Consider the following 24321-nt stretch of genomic DNA (forward strand, 5'->3'; position numbering starts at 1 on the left):
GTCGTGCCGGCCAGCTCATACTGGTTCCGTACGACCCGGCCCTCCCCCTGGAGCCGGACATGAGCAGCAGCACAGTGCACGACGGACCCATAGCGGCGGCCGAGGCCGCCGAGGTCGAGCTGACCATCGGCGGGATGACCTGCGCCTCCTGCGCCGCCCGCATCGAGAAGAAGCTGAACCGGATGGACGGGGTCACCGCCACGGTGAACTACGCCACCGAGAAGGCCCGCGTCTCCTACGGGGGCGGCGTCCAGGTCGCCGACCTGATCGCGACCGTCGTCAAGACCGGCTACACCGCCGAGGAGCCCCCGCCGCCGGAACCGGAACCGGAGACCGCGCACCCCGAGACCGGTGCGGGGGCCTCAGCCGCGGCCGAGAGCGCCCGCGACCCCGAACTGGCCGCGCTGCGCCAGCGGCTGCTGGTCTCCGCCGCCCTGGCCCTCCCCGTCGTCCTGATGTCGATGATCCCGGCCCTCCAGTTCGACAACTGGCAGTGGCTCTCGCTGACCCTGGCCGCCCCCGTGGTCGTCTGGGGCGCCCTCCCCTTCCACAAGGCCGCCTGGACCAACGCCCGGCACGGCGCCGCAACCATGGACACCCTGGTCTCGGTCGGCACGCTCGCCGCCTTCGCCTGGTCGCTGTGGGCCCTGTTCTTCGGCCACGCCGGGATGCCGGGCATGCGGCACGACTTCGACTTCTCGATCTCCCGTAATGACGGCTCCTCCGCGATCTACCTGGAGGTCGCCGCCGGCGTCGTCAGCTTCATCCTGCTCGGCCGCTACCTGGAGGCCCGCTCCAAGCGGAAGGCCGGCGCCGCCCTCAAGGCCCTGCTGGAGCTCGGCGCGAAGGACGTCGCCGTCCTGCGCGGCGGCACCGAGGTACGGATCCCGGTGGCGCAGCTCGCGATCGGCGACCGGTTCGTCGTCCGCCCCGGCGAGAAGATCGCCACCGACGGCACGGTCGTCGAGGGCGCCTCCGCCGTGGACGCCTCGATGCTGACCGGCGAGTCCGTCCCGGTCGAAGCCGGCGTGGGCGACTCCGTCACCGGCGCCACCGTCAACGCCTCGGGCCGCCTCGTCGTCGAGGCCACCCGGATCGGCGCCGACACCCAGCTCGCCCGGATGGCCCGGCTCGTCGAGGAGGCGCAGAACGGCAAGGCCGAGGTGCAGCGCCTCGCCGACCGGATCTCCGGGGTCTTCGTACCGGTCGTACTGGTACTCGCGCTCGGCACCTGGGTCACCTGGCTGCTGATCACCGACAACCCCACCGCCGCCTTCACCGCCGCCGTGGCCGTCCTGATCATCGCCTGCCCCTGCGCCCTGGGCCTGGCCACGCCGACCGCGCTGATGGTCGGTACGGGGCGGGGCGCGCAGCTCGGCATCCTGATCAAGGGCCCCGAGGTGCTGGAGTCCACCCGCCGCGTGGACACGGTCGTGCTCGACAAGACCGGCACGGTCACCACCGGCCGGATGACCCTGACCGGCGTGCACGCCGCCGAAGGCGTGGACGAGCACGAACTGCTCCGGCTCGCGGGCGCGCTGGAGCACGCTTCCGAGCACCCGATCGCCCGGGCCGTCGCCACCGGTGCGGCCGAGGCGGCGGGCGTCCTGCCGGTGCCGGAGTCCTTCGACAACCTCGCCGGACTCGGCGTCCAGGGCGTCGTCGACGGACATGCCGTCCTGGTCGGCCGCGAGCAGCTGCTGGCCGACTGGTCGATCTCCCTGACCGCCGGCCTCGCAGGCACCAAGGCGGCCGCCGAGGCCGAGGGCGCCACCGCCGTCCTGGTGGCCTGGGACGGGGCGGCCCGCGGGGTCCTGACCGTGGCCGACGCGGTCAAGGAGACCAGCGCCGAGGCGGTGTCGCAGCTGCGGGCGCTGGGCCTGACCCCGGTGCTGCTGACCGGTGACAACAAGGCGGTCGCCGAGACGGTCGCCCGCGCGGTCGGCATCGAAGAGGTGATCGCCGAGGTCCTCCCGCAGGACAAGGTGGACGTCGTACGCCGGCTGCAGGCGCAGGGCCGTACGGTCGCCATGGTGGGCGACGGGGTCAACGACGCGGCCGCGCTGGCCCAGGCGGACCTGGGCCTGGCCATGGGCACCGGCACCGACGCGGCGATCGAGGCGAGCGACCTGACCCTCGTACGAGGGGACCTGCGGGTGGCGGCGGACGCGATCCGGCTCTCCCGCCGGACCCTGGCCACCATCAAGGGCAACCTGTTCTGGGCCTTCGGCTACAACGTGGCGGCCTTGCCGCTGGCGGCCGCAGGCCTGCTCAATCCGATGATTGCGGGGGCCGCGATGGCGTTCTCCTCCGTTTTCGTGGTGAGCAACAGCCTCCGCTTGCGAAGCTTCCGCTAGTGGATCTTCTCCCCAGTCTGCGCACACTTCCTTCACGGGAGACGCAGATCACAGTGATTGCAACGTAACCATCCGGCACTGCAGTGGGTCTAATGGGGCGATGCCGGGAACGTCTTGGGGGACGTTCACGGGGGTCTTGGGGGACGTCCGAGGCATCAGCCGGCCGGGACGCGTGCCCAACGGGGTGCTTTGAGCGGCCCTCCCGACCCGTGCGGGTCCCGGCAGACACCCACTGGAGCGCACCGCGCGTGCGCTCCTCGCCGACGCCCCGGCTCGGATCCCGTGGGGGGAATCCGTTCCGGGGAAAGGAAAGCGCCCCGACCGTCGACCCGTGGGGGGATCGACGGCGGGGCGCTTTTCGCTTGCTTCGAGGTACCTCGGGTCAGCGGGCCTCGACCGGAACGAAGTCGCGCAGGACCTCGCCGGTGTAGATCTGGCGCGGGCGGCCGATGCGGGAACCCGGCTCCTTGATCATCTCGTGCCACTGGGCGATCCAGCCGGGGAGGCGGCCGAGCGCGAAGAGCACGGTGAACATCTCGGTCGGGAAGCCCATGGCCCGGTAGATCAGGCCGGTGTAAAAGTCCACGTTCGGGTAGAGGTTGCGCGAGACGAAGTACTCGTCGGCCAGCGCGTGCTCTTCCAGCTTGAGCGCGATGTCGAGCAGCTCGTCGCTCTTGCCGAGCGCCGAGAGGACGTCGTGCGCCGCCGCCTTGATGATCTTCGCCCGGGGGTCGAAGCTCTTGTAGACGCGGTGTCCGAAGCCCATGAGGCGGACGCCGTCTTCCTTGTTCTTCACCTTGCGGATGAAGGCGTCGACGTCGCCACCGTCGTTCTTGATGCCCTCGAGCATCTCCAGGACGGACTGGTTGGCGCCACCGTGCAGCGGACCCCACAGGGCCGAGATGCCGGCGGAGATCGAGGCGAACATGTTCGCCTGCGAGGAGCCGACCAGGCGCACGGTGGAGGTCGAGCAGTTCTGCTCGTGGTCCGCGTGCAGGATCAGCAGCTTGTCGAGCGCCGAGACCACGACCGGGTCGAGGTCGTACTCCTGGGCCGGCACGGAGAAGGTCATGCGCAGGAAGTTCTCGACGTAGCCGAGGTCGTTGCGCGGGTAGACGACCGGGTGGCCGACCGACTTCTTGTACGCGTAGGCCGCGATCGTCGGGAGCTTGGCCAGCAGGCGGATCGTCGAGAGGTGGCGCTGCTTCTCGTCGAACGGGTTGTGGCTGTCCTGGTAGAACGTCGACAGCGCGCTGACCACGGAGGACAGCATCGCCATCGGGTGCGCGTCGCGCGGGAAGCCGTCGTAGAAGCGCTTCACGTCCTCGTGCAGCAGCGTGTGCTGGGTGATCTCGTTGCGGAACGACGCGAGCTGGTCGACGGTCGGCAGCTCACCGTTGATCAGCAGGTACGCGACCTCGATGAAGGTCGAACGCTCGGCCAACTGCTCGATCGGGTAACCGCGGTAGCGCAGGATGCCCTGCTCACCGTCGAGGTAGGTGATCGCGGACTTGTAGGCGGCGGTGTTGCCGTAGCCGCTGTCCAAGGTGACGAGCCCGGTCTGGGCCCTCAGCTTCGAGATGTCGAAGCCCTGGTCACCGACGGTGCTTTCGACCACCGGGTAGGTGTATTCACCGTCCGCGTACCGGAGTACTACAGAGTTGTCGCTCACGTCATCCCTCACCGACGTAGTGCCTCTTCTTCGAGGTGCCCTGACTGCCTCTACCTTCCCCCATTTGGCGCAGGAGAGTGCACTCGGGGTCGGCCTTTGGTCCTTTTGACGGCACTGAGTGCCTTCAACCAGCTCATCCTGCCCCCTCCGCACCGGCGCGGGAACCCAAAATGATCGATCATCTAGGTGATGTTTCCCACCGGTATCCGGCCGGACAGCCTGGGCGCGACCGCCGTGTACCTCCTGCCTGCGGAAACGGTACGCACAGCCTGGCCGAGTGCCTTGCGGGACCCGACCAGCACGACCAGTTTCTTCGCCCTGGTCACCGCCGTGTAGAGCAAGTTGCGCTGGAGCATCATCCAAGCACCGGTGGTGACGGGGATCACCACGGCCGGATATTCACTCCCCTGGGAACGATGGATGGTGACGGCGTACGCGTGCGCCAGCTCGTCCAGCTCGGCGAACTCGTAGCCGATCTCCTCGTCCTCCTCCGTCCGCACCGTCAGCCGCTGTTCGTCCACGTCGAGGTCGGTGACCACGCCGACCGTGCCGTTGAAGACGCCGTTGGCACCCTTCTCGTAGTTGTTCCGGATCTGGGTGACCTTGTCGCCGACGCGGAAGACCCGGCCGCCGAACCGCTTCTCGGGCAGGTCCGGCCGGGCCGGCGTGATGGCCTGCTGGAGCAGCCCGTTGAGGTTTCCGGCGCCGGCCGGGCCGCGGTGCATGGGCGCGAGTACCTGGATGTCGCGGCGCGGGTCCAGCCCGAACCTGGCCGGAATCCGCCGGGCGGCCACGTCCACGGCGAGCCGCCCGGCCTCCTCGGTGTCCTCCTCCGGGAACAGGAAGAAGTCCGGCAGCCCGTCGGTGAGCGGCGGCAGGCCGGTGTTGATCCGGTGGGCATTGGTGACCACGCCCGACTGCTGGGCCTGCCGGAAGATCCGGGTCAGCCGGACCGCCGGTACGGGACCGCCCTCGGCCAGCAGGTCCCGCAGCACCTCGCCGGCGCCGACCGAGGGCAGCTGGTCCACATCCCCGACCAGCAGCAGGTGCGCACCCGGGGCCACCGCCTTGACCAGCTTGTTCGCCAGCAGCAGGTCCAGCATCGAGGCCTCGTCGACGACGACCAGGTCCGCGTCCAGCGGGCGCTCCCGGTCGTACGCCGCGTCCCCGCCCGGCTTGAGCTCCAGCAGCCGGTGCACGGTGGAGGCCTCGGCCCCGGTCAGCTCCGACAGCCGTTTCGCGGCCCGGCCGGTGGGCGCGGCGAGCACGACCTTGGCCTTCTTGGCCCGGGCCAGCTCCACGATCGAGCGGACGGTGAAGGACTTCCCGCAGCCCGGACCGCCGGTCAGGACGGCCACCCGGCGGGTCAGCGCCAGGGTGACGGCGTCCCGCTGCTCGGGGGCCAGCTTGGCCCCGGTGCGCCCGGCCAGCCAGCCGAAGGCCTTGTCCCACTCCACGTCCTGGAAGCCCGGCATCCGGTCGTCCTCGGCGCTCAGGAGCCGCCGTACCTGCCCGACCAGCGACAACTCGGCCCGGTGGAAGGGCACCAGGTACACGGCGGTCAGCGGCGGCCCGCCCTGCGGATCGGGCACGGCCTCCCGTACGACCCCCTCCGGATCGGCGGCGAGCTCGGCCAGGCATTCGATGACCAGCCCGGTGTCCACTTGGAGCAGCTTGACCCCGTCGGCGATGAGCCGCTCCTCGGGCAGGAAGCAGTGCCCCTGGTCGGTGGACTGGGACAGGGCGTACTGGAGCCCGGCCTTGACCCGCTCGGGACTGTCGTGCGGGATGCCGACGGCCTGGGCGATCCGGTCTGCGGTCAGGAAGCCGATGCCCCACACGTCGGCGGCGAGCCGGTACGGCTGGTTCTTGACCACCGAGATGGAGGCGTCGGCGTACTTCTTGTAGATCCGGACCGCGATGGAGGTGGAGACGCCGACGCCCTGGAGGAAGACCATGACCTCCTTGATCGCCTTCTGCTCCTCCCAGGCGGCACCGATCAGCTTGGTCCGCTTGGGGCCGAGTCCCGGCACCTCGATCAGCCGCTTCGGCGCCTCCTCGATCACGTCGAGGGTGTCGGTGCCGAAGTGCTCCACGATCCGGTCGGCGATCTTCGGGCCGATGCCCTTGATCAGGCCGGAGCCGAGGTAGCGGCGTATGCCCTGGATGGTTGCGGGGAGCACGGTGCGGTAGTTCTCCACCGTGAACTGCTTGCCGTACTGGGGGTGGGATCCCCAGCGGCCCTCCATGCGCAGCGATTCGCCGGGCTGGGCGCCGAGCAGGGAGCCGACGACCGTGAGCAGGTCCCCGCTGCCGCGGCCGGTGTCGACGCGGGCGACCGTGTACCCGCTCTCCTCGTTGGCGTAGGTGATGCGCTCGAGCACCCCCTCGACCACCGCCAGTTGCACCGCCCCGTTGGTTGCCATGGCACGAAGCTACCGCCCGGCGCCGACAGCCCGTCAGCCCTGTGGACAACCCGCGGCACCCTGTGACGACCCGCGACAACCCAGAAGGGGGTCCGGCCTCGCGGCCGGACCCCCTCACGGTTACCCCTCCTGTGTCGGACTTCCCGATCCCCCCAGATCCCTCCCCGGAAGTGCCGACGCACCATACGACCCGCTGCCCCGCTCCGGGGTTGCACGCGGAATCGGAACTTTACGTTTCCATTACCTCGGCGGGCTCGGGAGTCGATCCGAAGTGCCGGTGAATCACCACAGAAGTAGCGTTTCAGGCATGAGTGAATCTTCATTCCAGGATGACGTGCTCGGCGAGCTCGGCCCGGACCGGCTGAGCGAGATCGCCGGCCTGCTCGGTACCGACGCGGCGGGTGCCCGCGAGACCGTCGCGAATACGGTCGGCGCCCTGACCGGCGGCCTCCAGGAGAAGGCCGACGCCGATGACGACGACGGCAACGAGGTCCGCCAGGCCTTCGCCGAGGTCGCCGAACCCCCGCTGCAGGGCGTGGCCACGCTCGGCGGCGGGCTGCTCGGCGGCGGTCTGATGGCCGGGGTGCTCGCGAAGGTGAGCAGGCCGGTCGCCGCGGCGGTGTCCAAGAAGACCGGTATCCCCGCGGCCACCGTCACCCGCGTCATCGAGATGCTGATCCCGGTGTTGCTGGCGGTCTTCGCCAAGCGCGCGGCGGCCGGCAAGGGCGCCGCCGCAGGAGCCCCGGGCGCCGCTCCGGGAACCGCTCCCGGCGCCGCCCCGGCCGAGGGCGGCGGGCTCGGCGACCTGCTCGGCCAGATCCTGGGCGGCGGCAAGAAGTAGCCCGCTACCCTGGGGCGCCATGGAGCCCCCTGCTGACAACTCCGCCGCATCGGTGCGGCTGCGGGAACCCGAGCCCGGGGAGCTGGGCTGGATCGTCCAGCGGCACGGCGCGCTCTACGCCGCAGAGTACGGCTGGAACACCGACTTCGAGGGTCTGGTGGCCCGGATCGTCGCGGACTTCGCCGAGGATCACGACCCGTATCTGGAGCGGGTCTGGATCGCCGAGCTGGACGGCCGCCCGGTCGGCTCGGTGATGTGCGTGCGCGAGGACGGCCCGCCCGGCACGGCGCGGCTGAGACTGCTGCTCGTGGAGCCGGAGGGCCGGGGCCACGGCATCGGGTCGCTGCTCGTCGACGCGGTCGTCGCGTTCGCCCGCTCCGTCGGCTACCGCGAGCTGGTGCTGTGGACCAACGACGTGCTGACCTCGGCGCGTTCCCTCTACGAGCACGCCGGGTTCACCTTGGTGGCCGAGCGCCCGCACCGCTCGTACGGCGTCACCCTCACGGGGCAGGACTGGCGGCTGCCGCTGCGGGAGGACTCCCCGCACTGAGCTCCGCCGTACCGCCCTCCACCGGGCCGCTGCCCGCCGCCGTGCCACTGTCGGCCACCGTCGTACGGGTGCCCGCGCGGGCGGGGGCCAGTGAGGTCACGCCCACCCCGCCGACCAGCAGCAGCGCGGCCACCCACCGCAGCCCCGAGATCCCCTCGCCCAGGACCAGCGCGGCCGAGGACATCCCGAACACCGGCACCAGCAGCGAGAACGGCGCGACCGACGAGGCCGGGTAGCGCTTCAGCAGGTAGTTCCAGGCCCCGAACCCGAACACGGTGGACACCCAGGCGACGTACGCGATGACCGCGGCCCCGGACCAGTCCAGGGCGCGCAGCGCGGCCAGGTCCCGCTCGGGCCCCTCCAGCAGCAGCGAGAGCGCGAACAGCGGCAGCACCGGGACGGTGCACACCCAGACCATGAAGTTCAGCGCGTCGGGCGGGGACGCCTTGCGGGTCAGCACGTTGGACACGCCCCAGCAGGCGGCGGCCGCGACGACCAGGGTGAAGCCGAGCACCGGCCCGGAGGTGCCCCCGTCCACGGCGGCGACGGCGATCCCGGCGAGCGCCACGGCCATGCCGGCCATCCGGACCCGCCCCGGCCGCTCGCGCAGGACGAGGGAGGCGAGGACGGCGGTGAAGACGGACTGCACCTGGAGCACGAGCGAGGACAGTCCGGCCGGCATCCCGGCGGCCATGCCGGTGAAGAGGAGGCCGAACTTGGCGACGCCGAGGGCCACTCCGACCGCGATGATCCACTTCCAGGCGGTCTTGGGCCGGCCGACGAAGAACACGGCGGGCAGCGCGGCGACGAGGAAGCGCAGGGCGGACAGGAGCAGCGGCGGGAAGTGGCCGAGTCCGATCTCGATGACGACGAAATTGAAGCCCCAGACGGCGGCGACGAGTACGGCTAGTGCGGTGTGAACGGGACGCATGCTTCGAGCATCGACGCAGCGACCATGTAGCACCAGCGCGGATCTCTTCCGGGATGGATGAAGCATCGCTTACGGGTGCCCTGCGCGCCGGGGGTGCCTACGATGGGCCGCATGCTCGACCTCTCCCGGCTGCGCGCCCTGCACGCCGTCTCCGTCCACGGCTCGGTCGCGGGCGCGGCGGCCGCCCTCGGATACACCCCCTCCGCCGTGTCCCAGCAGATCGCCAAGCTGGAGCGGGAGACCCGGACCACGCTGCTGGAGCGGCGCGGACGCGGGGTCGCGCTCACCGAGGAGGCCCGGCACCTCGCCGAGACCGCCCAGGAGTTGCTGGCGATCGTGGAGCGCGCCGAGACCACCCTGGAGGAGCGGCGCGGGCAGCCGAGCGGGCTGCTGACCGTGGCCGCCTTCGCGTCGGCGGCGCGCGGGCTCATGCCAGGGGCGCTCGCCGATCTCGCGCGCCGGCACCCCGCGCTGGACGTACGCCTCACCGAGGTCGACCCCCACCTCTCGGTGGACCTGGTGGCCCGGGGGGTCACCGATCTGGCGGTGGCCCACGACTGGGACATCGCCCCGCTGCCGGCCCCGGAGGGCGTCGAGCAGGCGGTCATCGGGGACGACCGCTGCGACCTGGTGGTACCCCGGGACCACCCGTTCACCGAGCGGGCGGTCATCCGCCGGGCAGACCTCGGCGGCCAGCGCTGGGTCTGCCAGCCGCCCGGCCGGGTCTGCCACGACTGGCTGATGCGGACGCTGCGCACCGCCGGGTTCGAGCCCGACATCGCGCATGTGGCCGAGGAGAACCACACCATCGTCGCGCTGGTCGCGGCCGGGCTCGGGGTGGCCGTCGTACCCCGGCTGGGCACCGGGGCGCTGCCGCCGGGCGCGGTGGCCGTACCGCTGGAACCGGGCCCCGTACGCAGGTTGTACGCCGTGTGGCGCGCGGGGGCGGCCCGCCGGCCGGCGATCACCGAGGCCGTACGGACCCTGCAGGAGCACTGGGCGTACGCGGCACCCCTTCCGGGGGACCTCCCGAGTGTCCGCGGCGGCCTTCGCGCAGCCCGGCAGTAGGGTCCGGCCCGTGTCGTACCACGCGTCCCGCAGGTCCCTGCTCACCGCAGCCGCCATCGCCGCCGTCACGGCCGCCGGGGTGGCCTCGTACGCCGCGGTCGGCGACCCGGGCGGCGAGGGCGGCCGGCCGCGCCCCGACGACGGGCACTCCGGCGACGGGCACTCCGACGACGGGCGCCCCGGCGACCGGCCGCCGGGCCGGGCGCCCGACCGGGCCGCGCTGCGCCGCCTGGTGGCCGGGATGAGCCTGGCGGAGAAGGTCGGGCAGCTCTTCGTGTCCCGCGCGTACGGGCATTCGGCGACCGATCCGGATCCGGCGGACGCCGAGCAGAACCTGAAGCTGTTCGGGGTGCGCACGGCCGCTGAGCTGGTCTCCCGCTACCACCTCGGCGGGATCATCTACTTCTCCTGGGCCCACAACACGCGGGGCCCGCAGCAGATCGCCGAGCTGTCGGCCGCCCTCCAGCGGGCGGCGGCCGGGACCGGCTCCGGCGTCCCGCTGCTGCTCTCCACGGACCAGGAGCACGGCGCCGTGGCTCGCATCGGCAAGCCCGCGACGCTGCTGCCGGGGGCGATGGCCCTGGGGGCGCGGCACGGCGCCGACGGTACGGGTAGCAGTACGGGTAATACGGGCGATACCGCGGCCACCGCCGAGGCCCGCCGGGCGGCGCGCATCGCGGGCGCCGAGCTGGCCGCGATGGGCATCCGGCAGGACTACGCGCCGGTGGCCGACGTGAACGTCAACCCGGCGAATCCGGTGATCGGCGTACGGTCCTTCGGCTCCGACCCGCAGGCCGTGGCGGCCCTGGTCGCCGCCCAGGTCCGCGGCTACCAGGGCGCCGGAGTGGCCGCGACCGCCAAGCACTTCCCGGGCCACGGGGACACGGAGACCGACAGCCACGTCGGGCTGCCGGTGATGCGGCACAGCCGGGCCCAGTGGGAGGAGCTGGACGAGCCCCCCTTCCGGGCTGCGGTGGAGGCGGGCGTGGACGCCGTGATGACGGCGCACATCGTCTTCCCCGCGCTCGACCCTTCGGGGGACCCGGCGACCCTCTCCGGGCCGATCGTGACCGGCATCCTGCGCGAACGCCTGGGCTTTCGGGGGGTGGTGGTCACCGACGCCCTCGACATGGCCGGGGTACGCCAGAAGTACGGGGACGACCGGGTCCCGGTACTGGCCCTGAAGGCGGGCTGCGACCAGCTGCTGAACCCGCCGGACCTGGGCCTCGCGCACCGCAGCGTGCTCGCGGCCGTCGAGGCGGGCGAGCTGACGCAGGCCCGGATCGAGGAGTCGGTGCTGCGGATCCTGGAACTGAAGGCCCGCCGCGGCCTGTTCGACGCGGCGCACACCGCCGCAGGGCGGACGGACGCGCTGGTGGGGATCCCGGCGCATCTGACGGCCGCCGACGAGATCGCGGCGGGTACGACGACCCTGCTGGCCAATCCCGTCAAGCTGCTGCCGCTGGACCCGTCGGCCGCGCCCCGGGTGCTGGTCACCGGGACCGACCCCGCCTCCCCCAGCGGTACGACGGGGCCCCCTACCGCGGTACTGGCCCGGGAGCTGGCCGCCCTGGGCTGCCGGGCGACGGCCGCACCGCCCGCCCGGGCGGTTGCCGCGGCTCCCGGCAACGCGGCGGTACTGGTGTGCACGTACAACGTCGCCGAGGGGGACGATCCGCAGCGCACGCTGGTCACGGAGCTGCTGGCCACCGGGGTGCCGGTGGTCGTGGTGGCGATCCGCAATCCGTACGACCCCGCCCGGCTGCCCACCTGCGCGGCGGAGCTGGCGACGTACACCTGGACGGACGTGGAGATGCGGGCGGCGGCCCGGGTGGTCACCGGGGCGGTACGGCCCTCGGGCCGCCTCCCGGTCCCGGTGCCGGGCCGCTACCCGCTGGGCCACGGGCTGTCGTACGACTGAGTACGACCTAGTACGACTGAGTACGCCTGGTACTGGCCGTACTACCTCTCCCGTGGCCCCTCGGGCCCTACCGGGGAGCTACGGCCGCAGCTGCGGCTCGCGCTCCACGTCCTTCTGGTCGAGCACCGCGTCGGGCTTCGCCAGCGGCGTCGCCCGGCCCGCGTCGGCGAGCGCGGCGGCCGGGGCGACCCCGGCCCACTGCAGGATCTTCTGCGTGGCCAGCGCCTTCTCGCCGTCCAGGAGCTTGGCGACGTTGGCCCCGTGGTTGGCGCCCGGCGCGATCATCACGTAGCTGTCGCGCACCCCGTAGCCGAGGTGGAACGGTTCGGCACCCCACGGGTCGTTCTGCCCGTACACGAACAGCATCTGGTTCGCGTTGTTCTTCACCCAGTTGTCGACGTCCGCCATGACCCCCGGCTGGAAGGTCATCGGGATGTCACGGGGCACGAAGTTGCGCGGCGGCTGGTAGCCGTAGCGGCTCAGGCCCCCCAGGTGCGGCTGCTTGATGTCGGGCGAACCGAGCTGCGTACCCGCCTGGTAGTAGTACGGCGTGTACGTCTCCACGCCCTGGTCGGCGTAGGCCGAGAACCCGGAGATCGTGTCGATCGAGTCCCAGATCTCCTGGTCGCTCGCGGTCGCCGCGGCCGGGATGGAGGCGCAGTCGGCCAGCAGGCTGTACTGCCAGAAGGCCCACACGTAGTCGAGCACGACGGCCTCGTAGGCCTTGTCGAGGTTGCCGACGGTGGTGAAGGTCCAGCCGTTCTCGGCGGCGGCGGCCGCGTACTTGGCCTCCAGCGGCTCACGGCGTACGAGCGCCTCGCGCTGCACCGCGTTCAGCTTGTCGCGGCACTCCTTGGTGCCCACCTTGTTGAAGAACCGGTCGTACGCCGAGTCCTCCTTGTTGACGACGTCGTTGGGCGCGACGTACGCGACGACACCGTCCATGTCGCGCGGGTAGTAGCGCTCGTAGTAGGTCGCCGTCATACCGCCCTTGCTGCCGCCCGTGGCCAGCCAGTTCTTCTTGTAGACCTTCTTCAGGGCGGTGTAGATGCGGTGCTGGTCGCTGGCGGCCTGCCAGATGTCCAGGTTCGCCCAGTTGGCCGGATCGGGCCGGGAGGGCGTGAAGAACCGGTACTCCAGCGACACCTGGTTGCCGTCGACGATGGTCGTCGGCTCGCTGCGGCGCGGGCTGGTGTTGACGTTGTAGCCGGAGGTGTAGAAGACCGTGGGCCGGGAGACGTCCTTGTGCAGCAGGGTGAGGCGCTGCTTGAAGGTGCCCTTCGACGGGTTCCGGTGGTCGACCGGCTGCTCGTAGTTCAGTATGAAGAAGCGGTACCCGGGGTACTCCTTCTCCTCGATCAGACTCATCCCCGCAATGGCGAGGATCTCGTCCTTGATGTCCGTCGCGGCGGACGGCCCCGCGGCGGTGGCCGCCTGGGCCGTGAAGCCGGCTGCGCCCATGGTGCCGATCAGCACCACGAGCGACAGCAGCCAGCCGAGCGTCTTGCGCATTCACCCTCCCCTGAGTTCACTTCGGTCGCCCGTGAACCTAGCGGGGTCAATGCGCCGCTGACCAGACCTAGTTGGGACGCTTGATCAGCACAGAATCCAGCCGGAATCGACAGATCCGGCCTCGATGCTCCCCTTTACATACACGCAGCGGCTGATCGCACCGACGGTGACAGCTCCGGCATATCGGGTGAATTGCCCGGCGTCGCGGACCGGAACCCCGCCGCGCGGCTGGATGCTGACCGCCATCGCCCGGCGCCGGCCCGGGTCGTGGGCGACGGTCACCGCGCAGGCCTGCGTACGGCTCTTGTAGACGCGCACCTCGCCCGTCGGCAGCGACAGCGTCCTGACCAGGTCGCCCCCGCAGCCACCGGTCGCCGCGTGCGCCGAAGGCGCCGCGAGCAGCCCGCCGACGCACAGCATCAGCCCCGCCGCGAACACCCTCGCCGACGCGGCCCCCCGGCCGCGCCCCTTCCGCCCGTGCTCCACCCTGTCCCCCGATCGGTCGTACGTGACACGTACGCACGTACGACGCACAGAACCCCCGGAAGGTTGCTCGCAGCAAGAGCCGGGGGGTCTGCGGGCCGGGTCGGGCCGGCGGCGCGGGGTCAGGCGGCGGCGCGTTCGTCCTCGCCCACGAAGGTGCGCCACAGTTCGGCGTAGCGGCCGCCGCGGGCCACGAGTTCGGCGTGGGTGCCGTCCTCCACGACCCGGCCGCGGTCCATGACCACGACGCGGTCGGCGCGCGCGGCCGTGGTCAGCCGGTGCGCCACCACGAGGGTGGTGCGCTTGCCGGCGAGCCGGTCGGTGGCCTGGTTGACCTGGGCCTCGGTGGCCAGGTCGAGTGCGGCGGTGGCCTCGTCGAGCAGCAGCACGTCCGGGTCGACGAGTTCGGCGCGGGCCAGCGCGATCAGCTGGCGCTGGCCGGCCGAGAGGTTGCGGCCCCGCTCGGCGACGGTGTGCAGGTAGCCGCCTTCGAGGGTGGCGATCATGTCGTGGGCGCCGACCGCGCGGGCGGCGGCCTCCACCTCGGCGTCGCCCGCCTCGGGCCGCCCGTAGGCGATGGCGTCGCGGACCGTCCCCGGGAAGAGGTACGGCTCCTGGGGGACGACCCCGAGCCGGTGGCGGTACGCCGTCAGGTCGAGCTCCCGCAGGTCGGCGCCGTCGGCGGTGACCCGGCCCGAGGTCGGGTCGTAGAACCGGGCCACGAGCTTGACCAGCGTGGACTTGCCGGCGCCGGTCTCGCCGACGAAGGCGACGGTCTGGCCGGCGGGTATCCGCAGGCTGATTCCGGCCAGCGCCTCGCCCTTCTCGCCGCGCTCCTCGGCGGTGCCGTAGGCGAACCGCACGTCCTCGAAGGCGATCTCGCCGCGCAGCTCCTCGACCGCACGCGGGTCGGCCGGGCGGGGGGTGCTGGTGGGTTCGCGCAGCAGCCCCTGGATCCGGCCGAGCGAGACGGTGGCCTGCTGGTAGCCGTCGAAGACCTGGGAGAGCTGCTGGACGGGGGCGAAGAACAGGTCGATGTAGAGCAGGTACGCCACCAGCGCGCCGGTGGTGAGGGTGCCGGCCTCGACCCGGCCCGCGCCGACGACCAGCACGGCGGCCGCGGCCCCGGAGGACAGCAGCTGCACGAAGGGGAAGTAGACGGATATCAGCCACTGGCCGCGCACCCGGGCCTGGCGGTACGAGTCGCTCCGCTCGGCGAACCGGGCGGCGCCGAGTCGCTGGCGGCGGAAGGCCTGGACGATGCGCAGCCCGGAGACGGACTCCTGGAGGTCGGCGTTGACCAGGCTGACCCGGTCGCGGGCGAGCTCGTACGCGGCGACCGACTTGCGGCGGAACACGATCGTGCCGATGACCAGCACGGGGAGGGTGGCGAAGACGATCAGCGCGAGCTCGACGTCGAGGACGAGCAGGGCGATCAGGATGCCGAAGAAGGTGAAGACGGAGACGACGGCGGTGACGAGCCCGGTCTGCAGGAAGGTGGACAGGGCGTCCACGTCGGTGGTCATCCGGGTCATGATCTTGCCGGTCAGCTCGCGCTCGTAGTAGTCGAGGCCGAGGCGCTGGAGCTGGGCGAAGATCTTGACGCGCAGGGCGTACAGGACGCGCTCGCCGGTGCGCCCGGTCATCCGGGTCTCGGCGAACTGGGCGGCCCACTGTGCGACGACCACGCAGAGCGCGAGGGCGGCGGCCACCCAGACGGCGCCGAGGGCGGCCTGCTCGACGCCCTTGTCGATGCCGTGCCGGATCAGGATCGGGAGCAGCAGCCCGGAGCCGGCGTCGACGGCGACGAGGCCGAGGCTGATGGCGAGGGGCGCCCAGAAGCCCTGGAGCAGGCGGCGCAGGTTGTAGCTCTTCTCGGCGGCCGCCGCGCGGTCCTCGTCCACGGCGGGCTCGTCGTCGGCGGGCGGCAGGGCGGCCACCTGCGCGAGCAGTTCGGGGGTGGCCGGCATGCCGGCGACGGCGCCGGCCACGGAGGCGCCGGGGGCTCCGGTCCCAGGGGCTCCGGTCCCAGGGGCTCCGGTCCCAGGGGCTCCGGTCCCAGGGGCTCCGGTTCCGGCGGTGTTCGCGGCGGCGGACTCCGCGTCCTCTTCCTCTTGTTCCTCCTGGCGGCGCCAGAGCTCGGGGGTCACCCCGTCCGCGACCCGCCGCTTGGCGTTGACCGGCTCGGAGTCGATCTCGGCTTCGAGCTCGATGTCCCGCTCCAGTTTGCCCTCGATGTCCCGCTCGAACTCGGCCATCGCGGGCGAGTCGGCGGTGCGCGGCGAGCCGGCGCCGAGCGCGTCCGGGTCGGTGAGCAGGCGCCGGTAGAGGGGCGAGCGGCGCTCCAGTTCCTCGTGCGTACCGATGTCGGAGAGCCGCCCGCGGTCGAGTACGGCGATCCGGTCGGCCAGCGCGAGCGTGGAGCGGCGGTGGGCGATGAGCAGGGTGGTGCGGCCTGCCATGACGGCGCGCAGCGCCTCGTGGATCTCGTGCTCGACGCGGGCGTCCACGGCCGAGGTGGCGTCGTCCAGGAGCAGCAGCCGGGGGTCGGTGAGGATGGCGCGGGCGAGCGCGATGCGCTGGCGCTGGCCACCGGAGAGGGTGAGCCCCTGCTCGCCGACCTTGGTGTCGTACCCGGCGGGCAGAGCCTGGATGAACGATTCGGCCTGGGCGGCGCGGGCGGCGGCCTCGACCTGCGCGTCGGTGGCGTCCGGCTGCCCGTACGCGATGTTGGCGCGGATGGTGTCGGAGAAGAGGAACGAGTCCTCCGGTACGAGTCCGATGGCGGCGCGCAGCGAGTCGTACGTCAGCTCGCGTACGTCGTGCCCGCCGACGCGGACGGTGCCGCGGTCGGCGTCGTAGAAGCGGGGCAGGAGCAGGGAGACGGTGGACTTGCCGGAGCCGGAGGCCCCGACGACGGCGACGGTCTCGCCCTCGGCGATGGAGAGCGAGAACCCGTCCAGGACGGGCCGCTGGGGGTCGTACCCGAAGCCGACCTCGTCGAACTCGACGGTGGCGGGGGCGTCGGCGGGCAGCTCCTGCGTGCCCTCTTCGATGACCGGCTCGGTGTCGATGAGCTCGAAGACCCGCTCGACGCCGGCGCGGGCCTGCTGGCCGACGGTGAGGACCATGGCGAGCATGCGGACGGGGCCGACGAGCTGGGAGAGGTAGGTGGAGAAGGCGACGAACGTGCCGAGGGTGATGTGCCCCTGGGTGGCCATCCAGCCGCCGAGGGCCAGCATGGCGACCTGTCCCAGGGCGGGTACGGCCTGCAGGGCGGGGGTGTAGCGCGAGTTGAGCCGGATGGTCCGCATCCGGCCGGCGAACAGCCGGCGCCCGGCGGTGCGCAGCTTGCCGGTCTCCTGCTCCTCCTGGCCGAAGCCCTTGACGACGCGGACGCCGGTGACGGCCCCCTCGACGACGGTGGCGACGGCGGCCGCCTGGCCCTGGGCCCACCAGGTGGCGGGGAAGAGCTTCTTGCGGCTGCGCTTGGCGATGAACCAGAGGGCGGGGGCCATGAGCAGCGCGACGAGGGTCAGCAGCGGGGACAGCGCCAGCATGATCCCGAGGGATATCCCGAAGAGGAGGAAGTTCCCGATGGTCATGGGCAGCATGAAGAGCAGCCCTTGGATCAGCTGGAGGTCGCTGGTGGCGCGCCCGATGACCTGGCCGGTGGACAGCTCGTCCTGGCGGCGCCCGTCGAGGCGGGCGATGGTGTCGTACATGTCGGTGCGCAGGTCGTGCTGGACGTCGAGCGCGAGGCGGCCGCCGTAGTACCTGCGTATGTAGGTCAGTACGTACACGAGGGCCGCGGCGCCTATGAGGAGCCCGGCCCAGACGCCCATGGGCTTGGTGTGGTCGCCGATGACGTCATCGATGATGACCTTGGTGACCAGGGGTACGAGTGCCATGACGGCCATGCCGGCCAGTGAGGACCCGAGGGCGAGCAGCACATTGGTCCGGTACCGCCAGGTGTAGGCGGTGAGCCGCCTCGCCCAGCCCTGTTTCTCGCCCGCTGCCTTCGCCACGTGGTCCTCCCCGTTCGTCAGTCCTGCCGCCTCCCCCAACGCCCCGACCGGCTGATTTCATCCCGCCGCAACAATCGCACTGCCGCCCGAACGCCGCACGCAGGCTTCACCCCTCCGGGGGACTCCGACTGCGCCGGCTGGGCCGCGCCCGGCGGGGCCGCCCGTGCAGGGGCAGAGGCGGCAGCGGAACTAGAGGTGCGTCGGGGCGAACATTTTCAGGGTGGCCGGGAGGACGAGGAGGGTGGGGCCCGGGGTGGCCAGGGACTTCTTCAGGTCCTCGCGGAGGGTTTCCGGAGTCGTCGTCGATGCCGGGACGCCGAAGGATTCGGCCAGGGCCACGAAGTCCGGGCGGGTCAGTTCCGTGCCCGTCGTGCGGCCCTCGAAAGCGTCCGTCATGTATTCGCGCAGGATGCCGTAGCCGCCGTCGTCCACGATCAGCCAGGTCACGTCCAGGTCGTGCTGCTTCGCCGTCGCCAGGTCCGCGATCGAGTACATCGCGCCGCCGTCGCCCGAGACCGCCAGGACCGGGGTGCCCGGTTCCGCGACGCAGGCGCCGAGGGCCGCCGGGAAGGCGTAGCCGAGGCCGCCGGCGCCCTGCGCCGAGTGCATCGTGTTGGGGTGCTTCGCGTCGAACGCCGACCAGGCCCAGTACGACAGGATCGTCATGTCCCAGAAGGACGGGGAGCGGGCGGGGAGCGCCGCGCGGATCGACGTGAGGAGCCCGCGCTCCAGCGTCACGTCCTGCGTCGACAGGCGACCCTCGATCTCCGACAGGAGCAGGCGCACGCGTTCCGGTGCCTGTACGTCCTCACGTTCCGAGACCGTCTCCAGGAGGGCCTGGAGGGCCAGGCGGGCGTCCGCGTGGATGCCGAGGGCCGCGTGGTTGGACTCCAGCTTGCCGAGGTCCGCGTCGATCTGGACGACCCGGCCCGTCGGGAAGAAGGTGTGGTAGTTCGAACTCAGTTCACCCAGGCCGGAGCCCACGACCAGGAGAACGTCCGCGTCCTCCAGGAAGTCCGTCATGTGGCGGTCCTCCAGCCAGGACTGGAGGGACAGCGGGTGGGTCCACGGGAAGGCGCCCTTGCCGCCGAACGTGGTGACCACCGGGGCGTTCAGCCGCTCGGCCAGCTGACGCAGCTTGCCCGCCGCGTCCGAGCGGATCACCCCGCCGCCCGCGATGATCACGGGGCGGGAGGCCCGCTCCAGCCAGTGCGCCGCGAGCGCGGTGAGCTCGGGCCGCGGGACCAGCTCGTGCGGGGTCGCGTCCACACCCGTGACCTGCGGGATCACCGTCTCCGCGCGCAGTACGTCCTCCGGGATCTCCACCCAGACGGGGCCGTGCGGAGCCGTCAGCGCCGATTCCCAGGCCTCCGCGATCACGGAGGGGATCTGCGAAGGCGTGCGGGCCGTGTGGACCGACTTCACCACGTCCCGGAACGACGCCGACTGGTCCCGCAGTTCGTGCAGGTGCCCGCGCCGGCCGCCGCCCAGGCCCGCCACCGGGACCTGCGAGGCGATGGCGAGGACGGGGGCCGAGGCGGCGGCCGCCTCCGCCAGGGCCGGCAGGGCCATCAGCGCGCCCGGGCCGGTCGAGAGCAGCAGGGGAACCGCCTCGCCCGTGATGCGGCCGTACGCATCCGCCGCGAAGGCGGCGTTGTTCTCCGTCCGCAGCCCGACCAGCCGAAGGTCGGAGCGCCCCACCGCGTCGAAGAGGCCGAGCGCGTGCTGCCCCGGCAGCCCGAACACGGTGGTGGCGCCGAGCGAGCGCAGCGTCTCCACGACCAGGTCCCCGCCCGTCCGCCCCGGCGGCGGCGCGAGGGCGGCCGCCCGCTGGGCCTCGGTGGGACGGAGTACCAGGTCGTGGTCGTGCGTCACGTGCGCTTACTCGCCCTTCTCAGGTGCTGCTTCGTCCTCGAAGCCGCACTGTGCTTATCGGCCCTGCCTGGCGGCAGCGATCTGGCGGCTCATGATCGTCGTCAGCTCGTACGCGGTGTGCGAGGCCGCGACCGAGGTGATCTCGGCGTGATCGTACGCCGGGGCGACCTCGACGACGTCCGCCGAGACCAGGTTGCAGGAGGACAGCCCGCGGATGATTTCCAGCAGCTCGCGGGAGGTCATGCCGCCCGCCTCCGGCGTACCGGTGCCGGGCGCGTGCGCCGGGTCCAGCACGTCGATGTCGATCGAGATGTACAGCGGGCGGTCGCCGATGCGCTGGCGCAGCTGGTCCGCGACCTCGTCGGCGCCGCGCCGGTAGACGTCGGCCGAGGTCACGATGCCGAAGCCCATCTTGGCGTCGTCATCCAGGTCCTGCTTGCCGTACAGCGGACCGCGCGTGCCGACGTGGGACAGCGCCTCGGTGTCGAGGATGCCCTCCTCCACGGCGCGGCGGAACGGCGTGCCGTGCGTGTACTCGGCGCCGAAGTACGTGTCCCAGGTGTCCAGGTGCGCGTCGAAGTGCAGCAGCGCGACCGGGCCGTGCTTCTTCGCGACGGAGCGGAGCAGCGGGAGGGCGATGGTGTGGTCACCGCCGAGGGTCATCAGGCGGGAGCCGGCGCCGAGGAGCTCGTCCGCGGCCGCCTCGACCGTCTCGACGGCCTCGTTGATGTTGAAGGGGTTCACGGCGATGTCGCCGGCGTCCGCCACCTGGGCGAGCGCGAACGGGGAGGCGTCCTGCGCCGGGTTGTACGGGCGCAGCAGACGGGAGGCCTCGCGGATGGCGTTGCCGCCGAAGCGGGCACCGGGACGGTACGAGACACCGGAGTCGAACGGGACACCGACGACGGCGACGTCCGCCGAGCCGACCTCGTCCAGGCGGGGCAGCCGGGCGAAGGTCGCGGGGCCCGCGTAGCGCGGGATGCGGGAGGAGTCGACCGGTCCGCGCGGCGTCTGCTCGGTGCGCTCGTTGCTCATCGGGGTGTGCCCTTCTGGATGTCCTACGGTGCGGTCCTTCGAGCGTAAGCGGCGGGTGCCTGGGCGCGAAGTGTACGTTTTATCCACCGAGCGACCTCGAACTGTACGGAGCATCCATGCCGAAGCCTGCCGGGGCCGACAGCCCGCCCACGCCCGCGGTCGGGCTCGGCGCGCTGCTCGCCGACCAGGCACTGGAGCTGCGGCTGGTCGCCGGGCCGGATCGGGCGGAGGTGCACGGGGTGCACGCCTCGGAGATGGCGGACCCGTCCCCCTACCTCCTGGGCGGCGAGCTGCTCCTCACGGCGGGGGCGGGCGACGCGGCCGATGCGGCCGATGCCGCCGACGCGTACGTGCGGCGACTGGTCGGCTCGGGAGTGGCCGCGCTCGGGTTCGGGGTGGCGCCGCTGCACGCGCAGGTGCCGCCCGCCCTGGCCGAGGCCTGCGTCCGGCACGGGCTGCCGCTGCTGGAGGTCCCGCCGCGGACCCGGTTCACGGCCGTGGCCCGCGCCGTCTGGCGCCTCATGGCCGAGGCGCGGACCCGCGAGCTGCGCCGGGTCACCGAAGCCCAGCAGGCCCTCGCCGCCGCGGCCGCCCGCCCCGACCCGGTCCCGGCGGTACTGCGCCGCCTGGCGGCGGGCGTGGGCGGCTGGGCCGCGCTGCTGGCCCCGCCGAGTCCCGCAGGAGCCACCCGGTCCGCAGGGGCCACCGGGGGTGCCAGGGGTGCCGGGCCCGCCGAGGGTGCCGAGCGGTATGCGCCGCCCGCCGCCGACGGCGGACGGACGGCCTCCAGGGCCGTATCCGCCTCCGCCGGACCCGCACCCTCCGCCGAGGCGATGGCCGCACTGGCCGCACTGGCCGGCCGGGTGGCCCCCGACGCCGCCGCCACGGCCACCGCCACCGCGGACGGAGTCCAGCTCGCCGCCTATGCCCTCGGCGGCGGCCAGGCCCTGGGCGTTGCCACGGCCGAGCGGGCGCCCGGCGACCACACGATCGCGTCCGTGGCCGCCGTCCTGCTGGCCCTGCTCACCGCCGACCGGCCGGCCGGGGCCGAGGCCGCCGCGCTGGCCCGGCTGCTGCTGGGCGGCTCCCCCGCCGGGGCGCTGGGCGGGCCCGGGCCCTGGTACGCGGTCCACGCCCGCGGCGGCGCCGATCCGCAGGCCCTCGCGGCCGCGCTGGGCACCGTACTGCTGGACCCGGACGGTCCGGCCGTACGGCTCCTCACCGACCGGGAGCCGTCCCCGCAGCCCGGGTGGCGGCTCGGGGTCAGCGCCCCGGCCGGGCCCGACGCGCTGGCCGGCGCCGACGCGCAGGCCCGCCGGGCCCTGGACCGCGCCGAGGCGGCCCGGACCCCGCTGGCCCGGCACACCGACTCCGGCTTCGCGGGGCTCGTCGGCGAAGCCGAGGCCCGCGCCCACGCCGAGGCCCTGCTCGGCCCGCTCTCCCCCGCCCTGCGGGACACCCTGCGCGTCTGGCTGGCCCACCACGGCAGCTGGGACCGCAGCGCCGCGGCCCTCGGCCTGCACCGCAACACCGTCCGCCAGCGCATCGCCCGCGCCGCGAGCCTCCTCGGCCGCAACCTCGACGACCCGGACACCCGGATGGAGCTGTGGTTCGCCCTGCGCCGGGCGCCGGAGGCCTGACCGGCCCGGCACCCCGGGCCGTGTCTCTTGGATGATGCCGGTCCGCGGCGTCCGGCACCGCACCTCGCCGCGTTCTCGTCGGTCGCCGACGTCCCCCAGCCACCGCTGGGAGGTGCCCCCACCGCGTCGAGCCCTCCTCGGCCTTGCGATGCACGGCGCCAGACGCCGCGGGCTGATCCGGCCTGATCCAAAAAAACACGGCCCAGCTCCGCCGTACGGATGGACTCGGGCCGTACGGCAGCGGGTGCGCCGCCTCGCGGCGCGTGGCGGCCTACGTTCGCACTGCATCCCCCCAACCCACCTCGAAAGGCAGTACTCGTGCGATCGATCCGCCCCGCCCTGACCGCTCTCGCCGTCGGCGGCATCATCCTGGCCGGCGCGTCCGCCGCCTCCGCCGACGACACCTTCACCGTGTACGCACCGATCGACAACACGTACTCGATCGTCTTCGGCGACCTGACCCAGGTGGCCGGCGACGACGTGTTCAACGCCGGCCGCGACAACACGGTCGGCTCCCACAACGGCGCGGCGCCGGCCGGCGACATCGGCATGGCTGCGCTGCCCGGGACCCAGATCATGAGCAACGAGTCCGTGATGCAGGGCGCCGCCGGCCAGTGGACCGGCAAGATCCTCGGCAGGTAGCCCCACCGCCCCACCACGATGTCCGGCGCCGGCCCGCCCTCTCGGGAGGCGCCGGACATCACACCCGGTCCCGCTCCCCGACTCTGGACAGCCCGCCCGACTCACCGGTAACTTAGTAGTCTGAGCAAGCGCTTAGACACGGCGCGACAGCGCGACGGGCGACAGGATCGAGGAGGCGGCTGTGCGCCGTACCGTTTTCAACGAGGACCACGAAGCGTTCCGCGAGACCATCCGCGCCTTCATAGAGGCCGAGGTCGTCCCCGTCTACGACGAGTGGTTCGCGGCCGGCCAGGCGCCGCGCGACTTCTACTACAAGCTCGGCGAGCTGGGCATCTTCGGCATCAACGTCCCCGAGGAGTTCGGCGGCGCGGGCCTGGACACCCACAAGTTCGAGGCCGTCCTGTACGAGGAGACCTCCCGCGCGGGCGTGAACTTCGGCGGCTCCGGCGTGCACGTGCTCCTCGCCCTCCCCTACATCAAGATGCTGGCCGACGACGAGCAGAAGAAGCGCTACCTGCCGAAGTTCGTCTCCGGTGAGGAGATGTGGGCCCTCGCCATGACCGAGCCGGGCACCGGCTCCGACGTCGCGGGCATGAAGACCACCGCCAAGCTCTCCGAGGACGGCACGCACTACGTCCTCAACGGCTCCAAGACCTTCATCACCGGCGGCGTGCACGCCGACCGCGTGATCGTCTGCGCCCGTACCTCCGCCCCGCGCGAGGACGACCGCCGCTTCGGCATCTCGCTGTTCGCCGTGGACACCAAGTCCGAGGGCTACTCCATCGGCCGCAAGCTCGACAAGCTCGGCCTGCGCACCTCCGACACCGCCGAGCTGGCGTTCGTCGACGTCAAGGTCCCGGTCGAGGACCTGCTCGGCGAGGAGGGCAAGGGCTTCTACTACCTCGGCCACAACCTGGCCTCCGAGCGCTGGGGCATCGCGTTCGGCGCGTACGCCCAGGCCGCCGCGGCCGTCCGGTTCGCCCAGCAGTACGTCACCGACCGCACCGTCTTCGGCAAGCCGGTCGCGCACTTCCAGAACACCAAGTTCGAGCTGGCCGCCTGCCAGGCCGAGGTGGACGCCGCCCAGGCCGTCGCGGACCGCGCCCTGGAGGCCCTGGACGCCGGCGAGCTGACCCCCGCCGAGGCCGCCTCCGCGAAGCTGTTCTGCACCGAGGTCGCGCACCGCGTGATCGACCGCTGCCTCCAGCTGCACGGCGGCTACGGCTACATGAACGAGTACCCGATCGCCCGCCTGTACGCCGACAACCGCGTCAACCGCATCTACGGCGGCACCAGCGAGATCATGAAGTCCATCATCGCCAAGTCGATGGGCCTGTAAG

General features: G+C 72.4%; 15 protein-coding genes and 1 pseudogene. 8 read left to right on the forward strand and 8 right to left on the reverse strand.

What is annotated here, in order from left to right; genetic code table 11:
* Positions 1 to 59: 59 nt before the first annotated feature.
* Positions 60 to 2357, forward strand: a complete 2298-nt coding sequence (locus ACIQU4_RS28760; RefSeq protein ID WP_403736613.1) for a heavy metal translocating P-type ATPase — start codon at positions 60 to 62, stop codon at positions 2355 to 2357.
* A 382-nt stretch (positions 2358 to 2739) separates the two neighbouring features.
* Here the strand turns inward: ACIQU4_RS28760 and ACIQU4_RS28765 are convergent, their stop codons facing one another.
* Together ACIQU4_RS28765 and ACIQU4_RS28770 are read right to left on the reverse strand one after the other, a co-directional pair.
* Positions 2740 to 4029, reverse strand: coding sequence for a citrate synthase (locus ACIQU4_RS28765; protein WP_030229520.1), 1290 nt, complete (start codon positions 4027 to 4029; stop codon positions 2740 to 2742).
* A 182-nt stretch (positions 4030 to 4211) separates the two neighbouring features.
* Positions 4212 to 6455, reverse strand: a complete 2244-nt coding sequence (locus ACIQU4_RS28770; protein WP_403736615.1) for an ATP-dependent RecD-like DNA helicase — start codon at positions 6453 to 6455, stop codon at positions 4212 to 4214.
* Positions 6456 to 6762: 307 nt separating this feature from the next.
* Between ACIQU4_RS28770 and ACIQU4_RS28775 the strand changes: the two genes are divergently transcribed.
* Both ACIQU4_RS28775 and ACIQU4_RS28780 read left to right on the forward strand, forming a co-directional pair.
* Positions 6763 to 7296, forward strand: coding sequence for a DUF937 domain-containing protein (locus ACIQU4_RS28775; protein WP_403736618.1), 534 nt, complete (start codon positions 6763 to 6765; stop codon positions 7294 to 7296).
* A gap of 52 nt (positions 7297 to 7348) precedes the next feature.
* A pseudogene (locus ACIQU4_RS28780) lies at positions 7349 to 7846 on the forward strand (GNAT family N-acetyltransferase); the annotation flags it as partial.
* On the opposite strand, the gene ACIQU4_RS28785 reads toward ACIQU4_RS28780, so the two are convergent.
* Positions 7797 to 8777, reverse strand: coding sequence for an EamA family transporter (locus tag ACIQU4_RS28785; protein WP_403736621.1), 981 nt, complete (start codon positions 8775 to 8777; stop codon positions 7797 to 7799). The pseudogene ACIQU4_RS28780 and the gene ACIQU4_RS28785 sit on opposite strands and share 50 nt — an antisense overlap.
* A 111-nt stretch (positions 8778 to 8888) precedes the next feature.
* Here ACIQU4_RS28785 and ACIQU4_RS28790 point away from each other — a divergent pair, with 111 nt between their 5' ends.
* A complete protein-coding gene (locus ACIQU4_RS28790; RefSeq protein ID WP_403736623.1) occupies positions 8889 to 9845 on the forward strand; it encodes a LysR substrate-binding domain-containing protein in 957 nt (318 codons plus the stop codon).
* A 10-nt stretch (positions 9846 to 9855) separates the two neighbouring features.
* Complete coding sequence (locus ACIQU4_RS28795; protein ID WP_403736626.1) at positions 9856 to 11766, forward strand: glycoside hydrolase family 3 protein; 1911 nt, start codon at positions 9856 to 9858, stop codon at positions 11764 to 11766.
* A 78-nt stretch (positions 11767 to 11844) separates the two neighbouring features.
* On the opposite strand, the gene ACIQU4_RS28800 is transcribed toward ACIQU4_RS28795, so the two are convergent.
* The 5 genes from ACIQU4_RS28800 to speB all read right to left on the reverse strand — a co-directional run bounded on the left by ACIQU4_RS28800 (position 11845) and on the right by speB (position 20699).
* Complete coding sequence (locus ACIQU4_RS28800; protein WP_403736628.1) at positions 11845 to 13278, reverse strand: S28 family serine protease; 1434 nt, start codon at positions 13276 to 13278, stop codon at positions 11845 to 11847.
* Positions 13279 to 13362: 84 nt separating this feature from the next.
* A complete protein-coding gene (locus tag ACIQU4_RS28805; protein WP_403736631.1) occupies positions 13363 to 13764 on the reverse strand; it encodes a hypothetical protein in 402 nt (133 codons plus the stop codon).
* 119 nt (positions 13765 to 13883) lie between these two features.
* A complete protein-coding gene (locus ACIQU4_RS28810; protein WP_403736634.1) occupies positions 13884 to 17789 on the reverse strand; it encodes an ABC transporter ATP-binding protein in 3906 nt (1301 codons plus the stop codon).
* A 189-nt stretch (positions 17790 to 17978) separates the two neighbouring features.
* Positions 17979 to 19664: a thiamine pyrophosphate-binding protein gene (locus ACIQU4_RS28815; protein ID WP_403736637.1), complete on the reverse strand. Its 1686-nt coding sequence runs from the start codon at positions 19662 to 19664 to the stop codon at positions 17979 to 17981.
* Positions 19665 to 19718: 54 nt separating this feature from the next.
* A complete protein-coding gene (gene speB / locus ACIQU4_RS28820; protein ID WP_403736639.1) occupies positions 19719 to 20699 on the reverse strand; it encodes an agmatinase in 981 nt (326 codons plus the stop codon).
* Positions 20700 to 20815: 116 nt separating this feature from the next.
* Here speB and ACIQU4_RS28825 point away from each other — a divergent pair, with 116 nt between their 5' ends.
* From ACIQU4_RS28825 to ACIQU4_RS28835, 3 genes are all read left to right on the forward strand, one after another.
* Positions 20816 to 22339: a PucR family transcriptional regulator gene (locus ACIQU4_RS28825; RefSeq protein WP_403736641.1), complete on the forward strand. Its 1524-nt coding sequence runs from the start codon at positions 20816 to 20818 to the stop codon at positions 22337 to 22339.
* Positions 22340 to 22657: 318 nt separating this feature from the next.
* Positions 22658 to 22981, forward strand: coding sequence for a hypothetical protein (locus ACIQU4_RS28830; protein WP_403736643.1), 324 nt, complete (start codon positions 22658 to 22660; stop codon positions 22979 to 22981).
* A 181-nt stretch (positions 22982 to 23162) separates the two neighbouring features.
* Positions 23163 to 24320, forward strand: coding sequence for an acyl-CoA dehydrogenase family protein (locus ACIQU4_RS28835; RefSeq protein WP_403736645.1), 1158 nt, complete (start codon positions 23163 to 23165; stop codon positions 24318 to 24320).
* Position 24321: the final 1 nt, after the last annotated feature.

It is taken from the genome of Streptomyces sp. NPDC090741, from assembly GCF_044769045.1.
Classification (GTDB): domain Bacteria; phylum Actinomycetota; class Actinomycetes; order Streptomycetales; family Streptomycetaceae; genus Streptomyces.

What these genes read in the sequence shown, in the direction of transcription:
- ACIQU4_RS28785 (WP_403736621.1), bottom strand. Translation starts at nt 8,777, where the DNA reads ATGCGTCCCGTTCACACCGCACTAGCCGTACTCGTCGCCGCCGTCTGG.
- speB (WP_403736639.1), bottom strand. Translation starts at nt 20,699, where the DNA reads ATGAGCAACGAGCGCACCGAGCAGACGCCGCGCGGACCGGTCGACTCC.
- ACIQU4_RS28790 (WP_403736623.1), top strand. Translation starts at nt 8,889, where the DNA reads ATGCTCGACCTCTCCCGGCTGCGCGCCCTGCACGCCGTCTCCGTCCAC.
- ACIQU4_RS28825 (WP_403736641.1), top strand. Translation starts at nt 20,816, where the DNA reads ATGCCGAAGCCTGCCGGGGCCGACAGCCCGCCCACGCCCGCGGTCGGG.
- ACIQU4_RS28770 (WP_403736615.1), bottom strand. Translation starts at nt 6,455, where the DNA reads ATGGCAACCAACGGGGCGGTGCAACTGGCGGTGGTCGAGGGGGTGCTC.
- ACIQU4_RS28775 (WP_403736618.1), top strand. Translation starts at nt 6,763, where the DNA reads ATGAGTGAATCTTCATTCCAGGATGACGTGCTCGGCGAGCTCGGCCCG.
- ACIQU4_RS28760 (WP_403736613.1), top strand. Translation starts at nt 60, where the DNA reads ATGAGCAGCAGCACAGTGCACGACGGACCCATAGCGGCGGCCGAGGCC.
- ACIQU4_RS28800 (WP_403736628.1), bottom strand. Translation starts at nt 13,278, where the DNA reads ATGCGCAAGACGCTCGGCTGGCTGCTGTCGCTCGTGGTGCTGATCGGC.